We start from the raw sequence: 12406 nt of genomic DNA on the forward strand, positions 1-12406 counted from the left end.
CGGCCGGCTGCGGCGCCCGGCCGGTGTGTCGTGACCGATCAGCGTACGAGGTGGTGCGGGATCAGCTCGCGCACCTCGCCCCTCTCCAGGTAGACGACCTTGCCGGACAGTCCGGCCTGCTCGATGTGGTGGCGGAAGTCGTCCAGCGGCGAGCTGAACACGGTGTAGTCGTCGTAGTGCACGGGCACGACGGTGTGCGGACGGATCAGGTCCACCCAGGCGGCACCCTGCTCGCCGTCCATGGTGACCAGCATCGTGCCGAGCAGCTTCGTGCCGCCCAGGTGCACCACGGCCAGGTCGATGTCGGGGAAGCGGCGCGGGATGGCGTCGAGGCGGCGGTCGAGCAGGGTGTCGCCGCTGATGTGCATGGTCAGCTCCACCCGCTCGTCCCGGTTGCAGAACTCCAGCATCGTGCCGATCACCGGCGGCAGCAGCGCCTCGGCCGGGCCCGGCGCGTGTCTGGCCGGCAGGGCGGTGATCTTCACCAGGCCGCCGGGGCCGTGCAGCTCGTGCTGCTGCCACTGCTCCAGCCCCACGCTCGCGCGGAAGCCGCCGCGACGCAGCCGACCGGCCGCCGCGGTCGTCGTGATGATCGGCGTCGCCTTGTCCAGGCCCTTGCGTGCCACCCGGTCCCAGTGGTCGCCGTGCATGTGGGACAGCACCACCGCGTCGAGCGGCGGCAGATCCTCGATCTCGACGGCGGGGTCGGTGAGGCGGCGCGAGGCCAGACCGTAGCCGAGGTAGGCGAGCTGTCCCCGGTGCAGGAAGTTGGGATCCGTCAGCAGCGTGAAGCCGTTGTAGCGGATCAGCACGGTCGCGTTGCCGATGAACTGCAGGCTGCCCTTCACGGCGGCTCACCCCTGACCTTCATCCCCTTTACGGCCTTGTCTCCTGCCACCTCAGAAAGATCCCAAACCCTCCGTGTCCGGTCGGTTTCACTTCGATCACATAACTTGACTCCCGATCTAATAGTTCGCAAGGCTCTCTTGTGCATCGGGGGACGTCCAACCGATCTTGGAGCCTTCACATGGCAAGAGCGCGACGTCTCGTGGCCGGCGCGATGGCCGCCTTCGCGATCGCGGGCGCGAGCCTGGCAGCAGGCCTCAGCCCTGCCTCCGCCTCCGCCTCGTCCGACGATCTGCTGCCGGTCGAGCTGCCCACCTGCCTCCTCCCGCTGCCGATCCTCTGCGACGAGCCCTCCGGCGATCCCGTGCCCGAGCCGGGGCCGGACGAGCACGGGTCCGAGGAGTCCTGGTCGCACGAGCCGAAACCGGCCGATTCCTGGTCGGGAACGGTGGAGTCCGGCGACCCCTGGCGTCCGGCCGCCGAACACGAGCACCGGGTTCCCGAGGGGCATCCGGAGACCGGTGGCGGCGCGCTCGCGCCGGGCGGGCCGGTGTGGCCGTTCGCCCTGGGCGGGACGGCGCTGCTGGCCGGGGCCGGGCTGGCCGGGCTCGCCATCCGGCGCCGCAGGGGTGTCGCCTAGGGTGGCCGGACCCGCGGAGGGCCGCGCGCCGGGACAGCGGTCGATCGTGCTGGTCGCGACGGTCGTGTCGCTGGCCGGAGTGCTGCTGATCGGGCTCGGGCTCAGCGGCATCGTGGGCGGCCGGCCGGAGCCCGCCGCCATACGTCACGAGTCGCCGGCACCCACCAGCGGCGTGCTCCTCAAGGACGTGCCGCTGTCCGAGGTGGCCGAGCCCATGCGGGCCGCCCGGCCCACGGCCGTCTACATCCCGTCCATCGGTGTGGCAGCCCCGCTCATGGAGCTGGGCCTGGACGCCGGCGGCGCCATCGAGAACCCGCCGTTCGACCCGCCGAACCGGGCCGGCTGGTACCGCTACGGGCCCGTCCCCGGCCAGCGCGGCGCAGCCGTGATCACCGGCCACCTGGACACCAGGACCGGCCCCGCCGTCTTCGCGAGCCTGAAGAAGGTCAAGCGCGGCGACCAGGTGCAGGTGCTGCGCGCCGACCGCTCGGTGGCCGTCTTCGTCGTCGACAAGGTCGAGCACACCCCGAAGCGCCGCTTCCCCGCGAAGAAGGTCTACGCCAGGCTCTCCTACCCGGGGTTGCGGCTGGTGACCTGTGGCGGGGCGTTCGACCGGCGGGCGCACAGCTATGAGGACAACACGATCGTGTACGCGCACCTGGCGGCGCCGTACTATCCCGGAAGCTGATCACGGGTCGCGCGGCAGGCCGAGCGCGCGCTCGGCGACGATGTTGAGCTGCACCTCCGTCGTGCCGCCGCCGATCGTGAACGCGCGGGTGGTGAGGATCATGCGGTTCCAGTGCCGGTCCGCCGGGGCCAGCGACCAGCAGAACTCCGAGATCGCCTGCGCGTGCCGCATGCCGAGCAGCTTGCGCACGCTGGACGCGGTCGCCGGATCCCCGCCGGGCACGCGGCGGCTCGATCCGGCCCGGTCGCGGCCGGCGGCGGACAACTTCTGGAGGGTGGCGCGCAGGCCGAGCGCCGAGATGGCCTGACCCTCCGCCCACAGCCGGCCGGCCTGCTCCCGCTGCGACTGCCGGAGCGGGGGCAGCCTCGTGATGAGCTCGGCCATGTCGGTGTGCTGGGAACCCGGGCCCCACGAGTCGCCCAGCGCGACGCGTTCGTGGGAGAGCGTGTCGCGGGCCACCCGCCAGCCCGCGTCCACCTCGCCGACGACAAGGTCGTCCGGTACGAACACGCCGTCGAGGAAGACCTCGTTGAAGACCTCCGCCCCGTTGATCTCCTTGAGCGGTCGTACGGTGATGCCCGGCGAAGCCATGTCCACCAGAAAGTACGTGATGCCGTCATGTTTTGATTTATCGGGAGAAGTCCGGGCCAGGCAGATGCCCCAGTGGGCGTGCTGCGCGAGGGACGTCCAGATCTTCTGACCGGTCAGCGCCCAGCCGCCCTCCACCCGGGCGGCCTTCGTGGACAGCCCGGCCAGGTCGGATCCCGCGCCCGGCTCGCTGAAGAGCTGGCACCACACGATCTCTCCGGCGAACGTGCCCGGCAGGAAACGTTCCTGCTGCTCGCGGCTGCCGTACCGGACGACGGAAGGGACCGCCCAGGCGGCGATGCCCAGGTTCGGCCGCCCGAGGTCGCGGAACTCCTGGTGGATGATCACCTGTTCGAGCGGTGTGGCGTCCCTGCCCCACGGCCGGGGGAGGTGCGGCATCATCCAGCCTTCTCGCGCGAGCCGGTCGCGCCGTTCCGCCGGGCTCGCCGCGCGCAGCGACCGGGCCTGCGCCCTGATGGTGTCCCTGACGGCGGCGGCCTCCTCGGGCAGGTCCGGCTCCATCCGGCGACGTGCCCCCGACACCGCGAGCCCGGCCACCTCCTCGGCCCACGGCCCGGGATCTCCCGCCAGCATCCGGCCGGACAGGGCTCGGCGGTAGTAGCGGTGCGCGTCGTGCTCGAAGGTGTAGCCGATGCCGCCCAGCACCTGGATCGTGTCCGCCGTGCACCGTACCGCCGCATCCGGCCCGAGCACGGCCGCCACCCCTACCGCCAGCCTGACCTCGCCCCCAAGGGCAGGCACCCCACCGTCCCTGCTCGCGTCGGCCCTACTCGCGTCAGCGTTGCTCGCGTCGGCCCTGCTCGCGTCGTCGCGGTTCGTGTCACTGCGGGCCGCGCCGTCCATGGTCCGGGCGCCGTCCATGGCTCTGGCGGCATCCCACACGGCGGCACGGGCCTGCTCCAGAGCCACCAGGGCGGCGGCCACCCGGTGTTTGACTCCTTGGAACTGCCCGATGGGCCGCCCGAACTGCTCGCGCACCTTGGCGTGCTCGGCCGCCGTCGTGACCGCCCACGCGGCGACGCCGCACGCGTCGGCCCCGAGCAGCACCGCCGCGATCTCCCGTACCGGTACGCCGTCCAGCAGCCGCCCGGCAGCCATCCGGTCCGCGGGCATGGAACGGCCCGCCGGCCGGTCGTTCGCCGTCGGGACGGAGGGGACCGGGCTGTCGACCGTACGGCCGGCGGGTGCGGCCCGCACGGTGACGGAACAGTGCTTCCTGTCGAGATCCACCCCGTCCACGGGCTCGGCGACGACGCCGGCGCGATCCAGCACCGCCCATGTGCCTCCGCCGGCCGGGACGAGGAAAAGGTCGGCCGTCGCCGGCCCCAGCGCGAGAAGGCCACTGCCGGCGGCCGGCCCCGTGGTCGGCCCCGTGGTCGGCCCTGCGGTCGGCCCCGCGGCCGGTCGGTCAGGCGCCGCGGCGGCGGCCGGCCGGGTGGGTGAGACGGCTGCGGGCGGTGTGGTGGAGGGCGGTGTGATGGGGGGCCCTGAAATGGGGGGCCCTGAAATGGGGGGCAGGGCGGGGAGCACGACGGTGGCGGTCGAGGAGCCGTCGGCGAGTGCCCGGAGCAGGTCCTGTCCTTCGCCGTGCCCGCCGGCGCCCGCCCAGGCGAGCGCCGCCGACACCACGACCGTCGGCAGGTAGGCGCCGGTGACCCGCTGCTCGCCCAGCGCTTCGAGGGCGACGCACAACTCCAGCAGCCCGTATCCCTGTCCGCCCACCTCCTCGGGCAGGTGCAGGCCCAGCAGGCCCAGCAGGCCCTGACCGGCCAGCGCGGCGTGGCCGGACGACCGCCCGGCGAACCCTCGTACGGAGTCGGCGAGCGCCTGGTGTTCCTCGGTCAGCCCGATGCCCATGCGCACGAATCTAGAACGTTATTCGGCCGGCGAAAACCATTCGCGGCCGCCGGGCCCCGACCGTTACTCTCGCTGCTGTCCTGACAGTGACGTCTGTGGGCCGCCGTGCCCAGGAAGCGGGGGGATGAATGCCTGCCGTCGCGCCACGCGCGCCTCGCCGTACCACGGGCTGCTCCTGCTTCTGAGGTCTGCTCTGACCTGCCGGACCGCCTGCCGTATCCAGCGTGCCCGCGAGGCCCGCTTGGCGCACCTTGCTGCTCTTTCGTGATCCATTCGGCAAGGAGTTCCCAGGTTGTCCACCCATCGTTTCATCACGACCACTGAGACGTTCCCATGCGTGCGCTGCGGCCTGACCGTGGCCGCGAACGCGCCCGACGGCACCCGGCGCAACCACTGCCCGAGCTGCCTGCACTCGCAGCACGTGCTCGACCACGTGGAAGGCGGCCCGTCGGAGTGCGGGTCGCGGATGATCCCGATCTCGATCGCCGTCCTGCGCACCGGCGACTGGATGCTCATCCACCGCTGCACCAGGTGCGGTGAGCTGACGTCCAACCCCATCTGCGGGGACGACAACCAGCTCATCCTCATGCGCATGGCCGTACGCCCGCTGGCGCAGCCGCCGTTCCCGCTCGAAGCGTTCGGCGACCTCTGATGCCGCGCAGGAGAACGGAGCGTGAACGGCCGCAACGGCGCAAGGCACACCATCGGGCACCCGGCGACGCGTTCCGCTGCGTCGGGTGCCGCCTCGACGTGCCGGTGATCGCGCCGGGCACCGCGCACCGCAACCACTGCCCGCACTGCCTGACCAGCCTGCACGTCGACCACCGGGTCCCCGGCGACAGGCGGGCCGCCTGCCGGGGCCGGATGGCGGCGCTGAGCGTCAGCGTCCGCCAGGACGGGGAGTGGCTGATCATCCATCACTGCCAGTCCTGCGGCGAGCTCAGCGCCAACCGCATCGCGGGCGACGACAACGCGCTGGCGCTGCTGCGCATCGCCATCCGCCCGCTGTACGACACCCGCCTGCCGGTCAGCGCCCTGCTGGCCCTCTGACGGGTCCGCGACCAGGGCCTCCGTACCTCGCCCTACGGAGGCCCCCGCGTCCTGCCGGCCCGTGGCATCAGGCTTCCCGCGTGGTCAGCGAACACGATCTGAACCTCGGCGACGGCCGCACCCTCCACGTGTATGACACGGGCCCGGCAGCGGCCGGCGATGGGCCGGTCGCCGACGAGCTGGGCATCGGCAGGTTCGCGGTGATGGGCCATTCCGGGGGCGGCTCGCACGCTCTGGCCTGCGCGGCCATGCTGCCCGATCGGGTCGGGGCCGTGGTCGACGTGTCAGGGCCGGCGGTGGAGCTCTGGCTGCTTTCCGGTGAAGGTCACATCTCCGCCCTGCGCACCGGCGAGGCCGCCCTGGAATGGCCGGCCGCGCACGCCGCGTGACCCCGGCGCGGCTCCCCCGGCAAGCCGGGCTACCCGGAGACAGGGCTTCCGGCGGTGAGGGCGGGTAGAGGCAGGGGCATGGAGGTGCTGAGCAGCCGGATCCTGCTGCGGCCGAACGATCTCGACCGCAGCCGCCGCTTCTACGCCGAGACGCTCGGGCTGGCCGTCTACCGCGAGTTCGGCCCGCCCGACCATCCGGGTGTCGTGTTCTTCCTCGGCCAGGGGTTCCTGGAGCTGTCCGGCAGTGGCAGTGGCAGTGGGGGCGGCGGCGGGGGCGCGGGGATGTCGCTCTGGTTGCAGGTGCGCGACGTGGCGGCCGAGGAGGAGCGGTTGCGGCGGGCGGGAGTGACCGTCCTGCGCGAGGCCCGCACCGAGCCGTGGGGGCTCATCGAGACGTGGATCGCCGACCCCGACGGTCATCGCATCGTGCTGGTGCAGGTGCCGCCCGGCCATCCCCTGCGCCGCGACCCCCGCTGACCAGGTCCGGTCGCCGAAGCCGCCGGCCTCAGTCGCCGAACTGAGTCGCCGAACTCAGTCGCCGAATTCCAGGTGCAGGGCCTGGGAGAAGTCGGCCACCGCCTCCTCGTGGCGGTCCAGCTCCTGCAGGATCTCGCCCCGCACCCGGTACGCCCAGATGTAGTCGGCGTCCAGCTCGATCGCCCGGTTCAGGTCCTTCAACGCCGCCTCGTCGTCGCCCATCTCGCTCAGCACGGCGCCCCGGCTGCCGTAGGCGCGGTCGTTCTCCGGGTCCAGCTCCAGCGCGCGGTTGAGGTCGGCCAGCGCCTCGTCGTACCGGTCGGTCATGCGGTACGCCTCGCCCCTCCTGCTCAGCGCGCGCACGTACTCGGGGTCGGCCTCCAGCGCCTTCGTGTAGTCGTCGATGGCCTCGGCGTACAGGTTGATCCGCTGGTACAGGTCGCCGCGGGCCACCCAGGAGTAGGCCAGGTCCTCGTCCAAGGCGATGATCTTCGCGTGCTCGGCCAGGGCCTCGTCGATCCGGTCCAGGCCCACTAGAGCGTCCGCCTTCGCCTCCAGGATCCACAACGAGCCGGGGGAGAGGGTGAGCGCGTGCTCGAAGTCGGCCATGGCGTCGTCCAGGCGGTCGAGCGCGGCGTAGGTCTGGCCCCGCGAGCCGAGGGCGTACGCGCTGTCCGGCTCCAGCTTCAGCGCCTCGTCGAAGTCCTCCAGCGCGGCGTCGTACCGTTCGATGATGCGGTGGCTCTCGCCGCGCAGCCGCCAGGCGCGGGCGTTGTCCGGCGCCAGCGTGATCGCCTCGGTCAGGTCCGCGATCGCGGCGTCGTGCCGCGACAGGGCGATGTACGATTCCGCGCGGCTGCGCAGCACCGACGCGCGCGACTGGGCGGCCGCCTCCGACAGCCCGGACTCTTCCTTGATCCCCTCGCTCATGGGAGGTAAATCTATCCGACTAGATCTGGATAATGGCCGCCTTCTCGCGGGTGAACTCGAGCACCGAGTCGTGGCCGTACCCGCTGTCCTTCACGCCGCCGAACGGGAGCCCCGGCGGCATCTGGCGGAAGGTGTTCACCCACACCGTGCCGCTGCGCAGATCGCGCACGAAGCGGTGCGCGCGGCCGAGGTCGCGCGTCCACACGCCGGCCGCCAGCCCGTACGGCGAGTCGTTCGCGATGGCCAGCGCCTCCTCGTCCGACCCGAACGGGATGGCCACCGCCACCGGCCCGAAGATCTCCTCCTGGCAGACGCGCAGCGCGTTGTCCGTGGTGGTGTAGAGGGTGGGCTCGACCCAGTAGCCGCCGGGCAGGCCTGGCACCACGTCGGCGCCGGTCCGGCCGCCGAAGACGCGTTCGGCGCCCTCCTTCTCGGCCAGTTCGAGGTACGACGTCACGCGCTCGTACTGGCCGGCGGAGACGATCGGCCCCATCGTGGTCCGCAGGTCGAGCGGGTCGTCCAGGACGAGGCCCGCGCAGATGTGCTTGATGCGGCCGAGCATCTCGTCCCAGATCGAGTGGTGGACGAGGATGCGCGAGCCGGCCACGCACACCTGGCCGGCGTTGCCGGTGTACACGGAGTTCACGGTCACGCCCTGGGCGGCCGCGTCCAGGTCGGCGTCGGGGAAGACGATGTTGGGCGACTTCCCGCCCAGCTCGAACGTCATCGGCTTCAGCGCGTCGGCGGAGGCGCGCGTGATCGCCTGGCCGGTCGCGGTCGATCCGGTGAGGCTGACCTTGCCGACGCCGCGGTGGCGCACCAGGGCGTCTCCGACGTCCTCGCCCAGGCCGCTGACGATGTTCAGCACGCCGGGCGGGAACACGTCCGCGAGCAGCTCGCCGAGTCGCAGCACGGAGGCGCTCGCCTGCTCCGCGGGTTTGACGATGACCGTGTTGCCGGCGGCCAGCGCGTAGGCGGCCTTGGCCGAGAAGGTCGAGATGGGGGAGTTCCACGGGATGATGCAGACCACCACGCCGTAGGGTTCGCGCCGGGTCAGCCCGAGCGTGTCGGGGCCGAGAAGGACGGTGTCGCCCTTGACCGCGTCGAGGCACTTCCCGGCGGCGAGCTGCCACAGGTACGCCATGCCCGGCAGGTCCCGTTTGAGGGTGTCGCGCAGGATCCTGCCGTTGTCGCGGGTCTCCAGCCGGGCCAGATCCCCGGCGTGGCGGCCGAACAACTCGGAGACCTTGCGCAGGACGTGTGCCCTGGCCGCGGCGGGCAGGCTCGACCAGGCGGGCAACGCCTGCTCGGCCGCCGCCACGGCGGCCTGCGCCTCGGCGGCGCCGCCGGCCGGGATGCGGGCCCACACCTCGCCGGTGGCCGGGTTGACCGAGTCGATCGTCCGGGTGGCGGCCACCAGCTCGCCCCCGATGAGATTCCGATAGTCAGCCACGTGACCAAGCATATGCTTGCTTGGATAGGGAGGCCAGCGCGACGGACGGAAGGCACGTACGCCAAAGATCACGTAAAGCGCTCGAACCTGGACGCATTAGGTCGTCTCCGTCAGGGCAGAACGCCCGCAGGGTGGTGGAGATGACAAAAAGATTGCTAGGCCGACTGATGTACGGCAAACGGTACAACCGCGTTCCCTGGGGCCAGCGGGTCTACGTCCGGCCCGGTGAGCGGCTGATCAGGGAGGTGCAGTGGAAGCGGCTGATCAGGAACGCCCCGATCATGCCGCTGGCCGACTATGAGCGCAGCAGGCCGCTGGGCGAGATCGAGGAATTCCTGACCTGCATGATGTGCGGCGAGTCCCGCCAGCAACCGCTCTTCGAGCCCACCGGAGGCAACGGCTGGCGCTATCACGTCGTCCGCTGCCCCTGCTGCGGCTTCCTCTACCGCAACCCGAACGTCCGCCCCGAACGCCTCGGCGACCTGTACGCCACCGGCTACAACTCGTTCCTGACCGGTAAGTACGCCGCCAACCGGCAGCGCCGCTACGACCTGACCATGAAGGCGTTCTCGCCGGTCTTCGACGAGGGCAAGGAGCGGCGGCTGCTCGACTTCGGCTCGGGGGTCGGCCTGTTCCTCGAACTGGCCGAGCAGCGCGGGTTCGAGGCCTTCGGGGTGGACCTGTCGCCCGAGTCCGTCGCCCAGGCGAACGAGCGGCTCAGCAAGGCGAGAACCTTCCACGGCGCGCCCGAGGACGTGCCGGAGATCGCCGCAGGCGGGTTCGACGTGATCACCCTCTGGTCGGTGCTCGCGCACCTGCCCAGGCCGCTGGACGACTTCGCGAAGTTCCGCAGCCTGCTCGCACCCGGCGGGGTGCTGCTCATCCTGACCGTCAACGCCCGGTCGCTGCTGCTCAAGGCGTACGGGAACGGGTGGAGCGGCTTCACCAAGAACCACCTGATGTTCTACTCCTCCGAGACCGTGCCCACGCTGCTGCGCCGCACCGGCTTCGCGGGCGTCGCCTTCGCCCCGCACTACGGCGACACGATCGAGGCGGGCACCACCGCCCTGCCGGAGGACCTGCGCCGGCGGCTGCGCCGCAACGTGGAGCTCAGCGACGGCGGCAACATGATGCGCGTGCTGGCCTTCGCCGACGAGGAGGCGATCGGCCGCTGGGGCGGCGGCCCGCTCACGGTCCACCGGTTCGACTGAACCGCCGCCGCACGGCATCGGCTCGGGACGTGCCGCCCTGGGGCCGCTCAGATCACCGGCACGCCCAGGTCGGCCGCGGGCCCGCCGGCCGGCCGCTGCAGCTCGGGGTCGAGCTGCTCGATCAGCTGCCGCACCAGCGCCGCCCGGCGCACCCGCTCGCGGCCCAGCTCCTTCGGCACCACGCCGAGGTGCCCGCCCGACGGGTAGATGTTCGGTGCGTTCCGCAGCCCCATCTTGAGATAGACAGGGGCCGCGGCGCGTACGATCTCGACCGCCTCGTAGAAGCGTACGAACCCGCCCTGGTCGTCGGGCACCTCCAGGTAGAGGTCGATCGGCAGCCGGGTGGCGGCCCTGATCTCGGCCAGGTGCGGCACGGTCAGGTCGGTGCCGACGTTGACCGTGGTCGCGCCCAGGCGCTCGTAGACCGCCGCGGTGGGCGCGTTGGTGAGCGGCATCAGCACGGACGTCTTCAGCACCAGAGCGGCCGGCAGCGTGCCGTCCTCCTTGAGCTCCCGCAGCACCTCCAGCACGCCCAGGTCGCCGACGAGCAGGCTGCGGATGCCGTGCGAGCAGGCCCGCAATGCGTCGGCCACGCACGCCGCCACCATGGCGTTCCCGCGCGCCGCCGCGCTCACGGCCTGCGTCAGCTTGGCCTGCCCGCCCGTGTCCCAGGCGGCCCTCGGGCCGAGGAACAGGTTCACCTCCATGCCGCGCTCGGCGCCGATCCGCGCCATCCGCGCGATCTCGGCGTCGGTCAGCATCATCACGCCGCTGCCCTGCGAGGTCCTGGCGACCGGCACGCCGAGCCTGTCGGCCTCCGCGACGACCGCCTCCAGCACCTCAGGCCCCTCGACGCTGGGGATCTCGAAGCGGTAGGGGGCGCCGTCCGCGAACCGGGCCGCCGAGGGGACGGCGGCCCGCACCACCGGGTGCCCGAGCCCGGCCATCAGCGCGTGCAGGTCGGCGAGGCTGGTCATCGGGGTCTCCTCCCGCGTAGCTCCGCGCCCGGCCGGTGCCGCCTGGCCGGTCCGCGGGTCCATGTGGCCGGCCGCCCACGCACGGGCGGCCGGTGCGCCGTGCCGGGGGGAATCCCAGGTCCGTACGCGCTGCCACGGTAGCTCACCTGCCGCGCGGGCGGCCGGAGCGTCCCGCCGCCCGGCCCTGCCTCTAAGATCGAGGCATGCTGCTGGCCCCTGGAGTGCATGTCGCCGTCACCGATCGGCACGGAGGGGTCAGCGCCCCGCCCTACGGTTCGCGCAATCTCGGCGGGATGGTCGGCGACGATCCGGCGGCCGTGCGGGCCAACCGCGCGGCCCTGGCGGCCGAGCTGCGGGTGCGCGCCGTGGTCTTCATGCGCCAGGTTCACGGCACCGACGTCGCCTTCGTGAGCGAGCCGTTCGGCGACGAGCCGCCCGCGCTCGACGGGGTGTTCACCACCGAGCCGGGGCTGGCGCTGGCCTCGCTCGGGGCGGACTGCCCGGCGGTGCTGGTGGCCGACCCGGTGGCGCGGCTGGTCGGCGCCGCGCATTCGGGCCGCCCGGGCACCGAGGCGGGCATCGCGACCGCCCTGGTGGAGGCGATGGCGGGCAAGGGCGCCGACCCGGCGCGGATGGTCGCGCTGGTCGGGCCGGGCGCCTGCGGCCGCTGCTACGAGGTGCCGGCCGAGCTGCGCGAGCGGGTGGCGGGGAAGGTGCCGCAGACGTGGTCGACGACGTCGTGGCAGACGCCCGCGCTCGACCTGCGCGCCGGGATCGAGGCCCAGCTGCGGGCGGCGGGGGTGGCGGACGTGCGCCATGACGCGCGCTGCACGATCGAGTCGGAGGAGCTCTATTCCCACCGCCGGGAGGCGCCCGGTGGCAGGTTCGCCGGGCTCATCTGGCTGGCCTAGCCCTTCTTGCGGGAGCCGTTGAAGAGCGCGTTCACGATGATGATGCCGAGCCAGACCGGGATCAGATAGGACGCGCGGGCGTCTCCGAGCAGCACGAACACGAGGGTGAGCAGCGTGCCCAGGCTGAGCGAGACGATCGCCAGGGCCAGCCGCTGCGCGTCGCTGGGGCCCGAGGCGGGGGCCGGCTGCCGGCCCTGCGGCGACGCGGCCAGGCGCTCGTCCACCCTCCGGTCGATCTCCTGGCCCATCTTGTCGAGGAACGACTCCACGACGGCGTCTTCGAAGTCAGGCCCGAGATCGCGGCGGGCGGACACGGCTGCCTTCAGCTCATCGCCAGTAGTCATGTATCGAGATATAACGGGATATTC

Annotated in this window: 14 protein-coding genes; 8 read left to right on the forward strand and 6 right to left on the reverse strand. The window is 72.2% G+C overall.

Annotated features, from left to right (window positions below; genetic code table 11):
* Window positions 1–38: 38 nt before the first annotated feature.
* A complete protein-coding gene (locus ACTWPV_RS07820) occupies window positions 39–848 on the reverse strand; it encodes an MBL fold metallo-hydrolase (protein WP_443151196.1) in 810 nt (269 codons plus the stop codon).
* Window positions 849–1027: 179 nt separating this feature from the next.
* On the opposite strand from ACTWPV_RS07820, the gene ACTWPV_RS07825 reads away from it, so the two are divergent.
* Complete coding sequence (locus tag ACTWPV_RS07825; protein ID WP_443151197.1) at window positions 1028–1486, forward strand: hypothetical protein; 459 nt, start codon at window positions 1028–1030, stop codon at window positions 1484–1486.
* A gap of 1 nt (window position 1487) precedes the next feature.
* Complete coding sequence (locus ACTWPV_RS07830) at window positions 1488–2174, forward strand: class F sortase (protein ID WP_443151198.1); 687 nt, start codon at window positions 1488–1490, stop codon at window positions 2172–2174.
* Here ACTWPV_RS07830 and ACTWPV_RS07835 read toward each other — a convergent pair whose 3' ends face one another.
* Window positions 2175–4640, reverse strand: coding sequence for an acyl-CoA dehydrogenase family protein (locus ACTWPV_RS07835; protein ID WP_443151199.1), 2466 nt, complete (start codon window positions 4638–4640; stop codon window positions 2175–2177).
* A 292-nt stretch (window positions 4641–4932) separates the two neighbouring features.
* On the opposite strand from ACTWPV_RS07835, the gene ACTWPV_RS07840 reads away from it, so the two are divergent.
* From ACTWPV_RS07840 to ACTWPV_RS07855, 4 genes are all read left to right on the forward strand, one after another.
* Complete coding sequence (locus tag ACTWPV_RS07840) at window positions 4933–5292, forward strand: RNHCP domain-containing protein (protein WP_443151200.1); 360 nt, start codon at window positions 4933–4935, stop codon at window positions 5290–5292.
* The gene (locus ACTWPV_RS07845) at window positions 5292–5690 is read left to right on the forward strand and encodes an RNHCP domain-containing protein (RefSeq protein WP_347646759.1); all 399 of its coding nucleotides are present in this window, start codon (window positions 5292–5294) and stop codon (window positions 5688–5690) included. The genes ACTWPV_RS07840 and ACTWPV_RS07845 overlap by 1 nt, the downstream gene beginning before the upstream one ends.
* 80 nt (window positions 5691–5770) lie before the next feature.
* Window positions 5771–6079: an alpha/beta fold hydrolase gene (locus tag ACTWPV_RS07850; protein WP_443151201.1), complete on the forward strand. Its 309-nt coding sequence runs from the start codon at window positions 5771–5773 to the stop codon at window positions 6077–6079.
* Between the two features lie 78 nt (window positions 6080–6157).
* Entirely contained in the window at window positions 6158–6556 is a 399-nt protein-coding gene (locus tag ACTWPV_RS07855; RefSeq protein WP_443151202.1) for a VOC family protein, read from the forward strand.
* A gap of 54 nt (window positions 6557–6610) precedes the next feature.
* Here ACTWPV_RS07855 and ACTWPV_RS07860 read toward each other — a convergent pair whose 3' ends face one another.
* Window positions 6611–7486 (reverse strand): tetratricopeptide repeat protein, encoded by an 876-nt coding sequence (locus ACTWPV_RS07860; RefSeq protein ID WP_347646756.1) that lies wholly within the window; start codon window positions 7484–7486, stop codon window positions 6611–6613.
* A gap of 19 nt (window positions 7487–7505) precedes the next feature.
* Window positions 7506–8939, reverse strand: a complete 1434-nt coding sequence (locus ACTWPV_RS07865; RefSeq protein WP_443151203.1) for an aldehyde dehydrogenase family protein — start codon at window positions 8937–8939, stop codon at window positions 7506–7508.
* Between the two features lie 140 nt (window positions 8940–9079).
* On the opposite strand from ACTWPV_RS07865, the gene ACTWPV_RS07870 reads away from it, so the two are divergent.
* On the forward strand, window positions 9080–10150 hold the full coding sequence (locus ACTWPV_RS07870) for a class I SAM-dependent methyltransferase (protein ID WP_443151204.1): 1071 nt from the start codon (window positions 9080–9082) through the stop codon (window positions 10148–10150).
* 47 nt (window positions 10151–10197) lie between these two features.
* Here ACTWPV_RS07870 and ACTWPV_RS07875 read toward each other — a convergent pair whose 3' ends face one another.
* Complete coding sequence (locus ACTWPV_RS07875) at window positions 10198–11127, reverse strand: U32 family peptidase (RefSeq protein ID WP_443151205.1); 930 nt, start codon at window positions 11125–11127, stop codon at window positions 10198–10200.
* A gap of 203 nt (window positions 11128–11330) precedes the next feature.
* Here ACTWPV_RS07875 and pgeF point away from each other — a divergent pair, with 203 nt between their 5' ends.
* On the forward strand, window positions 11331–12038 hold the full coding sequence (gene pgeF, locus ACTWPV_RS07880) for a peptidoglycan editing factor PgeF (RefSeq protein ID WP_347646752.1): 708 nt from the start codon (window positions 11331–11333) through the stop codon (window positions 12036–12038).
* On the opposite strand, the gene ACTWPV_RS07885 is transcribed toward pgeF, so the two are convergent.
* Window positions 12035–12382: a hypothetical protein gene (locus ACTWPV_RS07885; RefSeq protein ID WP_347646751.1), complete on the reverse strand. Its 348-nt coding sequence runs from the start codon at window positions 12380–12382 to the stop codon at window positions 12035–12037. The two genes, pgeF and ACTWPV_RS07885, sit on opposite strands and share 4 nt — an antisense overlap.
* Window positions 12383–12406 lie beyond the last annotated feature (24 nt).

This window comes from Nonomuraea sp. KM88, from assembly GCF_052245635.1.
GTDB lineage: Bacteria > Actinomycetota > Actinomycetes > Streptosporangiales > Streptosporangiaceae > Nonomuraea.

Excerpts from the sequence above, each read along its gene's own strand:
- ACTWPV_RS07875 (WP_443151205.1), bottom strand. The coding sequence starts at position 11,127 with ATGACCAGCCTCGCCGACCTGCACGCGCTGATGGCCGGGCTCGGGCAC.
- ACTWPV_RS07855 (WP_443151202.1), top strand. The coding sequence starts at position 6,158 with ATGGAGGTGCTGAGCAGCCGGATCCTGCTGCGGCCGAACGATCTCGAC.
- ACTWPV_RS07870 (WP_443151204.1), top strand. The coding sequence starts at position 9,080 with ATGACAAAAAGATTGCTAGGCCGACTGATGTACGGCAAACGGTACAAC.
- ACTWPV_RS07845 (WP_347646759.1), top strand. The coding sequence starts at position 5,292 with ATGCCGCGCAGGAGAACGGAGCGTGAACGGCCGCAACGGCGCAAGGCA.
- ACTWPV_RS07825 (WP_443151197.1), top strand. The coding sequence starts at position 1,028 with ATGGCAAGAGCGCGACGTCTCGTGGCCGGCGCGATGGCCGCCTTCGCG.
- ACTWPV_RS07835 (WP_443151199.1), bottom strand. The coding sequence starts at position 4,640 with ATGGGCATCGGGCTGACCGAGGAACACCAGGCGCTCGCCGACTCCGTA.
- pgeF (WP_347646752.1), top strand. The coding sequence starts at position 11,331 with ATGCTGCTGGCCCCTGGAGTGCATGTCGCCGTCACCGATCGGCACGGA.
- ACTWPV_RS07860 (WP_347646756.1), bottom strand. The coding sequence starts at position 7,486 with ATGAGCGAGGGGATCAAGGAAGAGTCCGGGCTGTCGGAGGCGGCCGCC.
- ACTWPV_RS07885 (WP_347646751.1), bottom strand. The coding sequence starts at position 12,382 with ATGACTACTGGCGATGAGCTGAAGGCAGCCGTGTCCGCCCGCCGCGAT.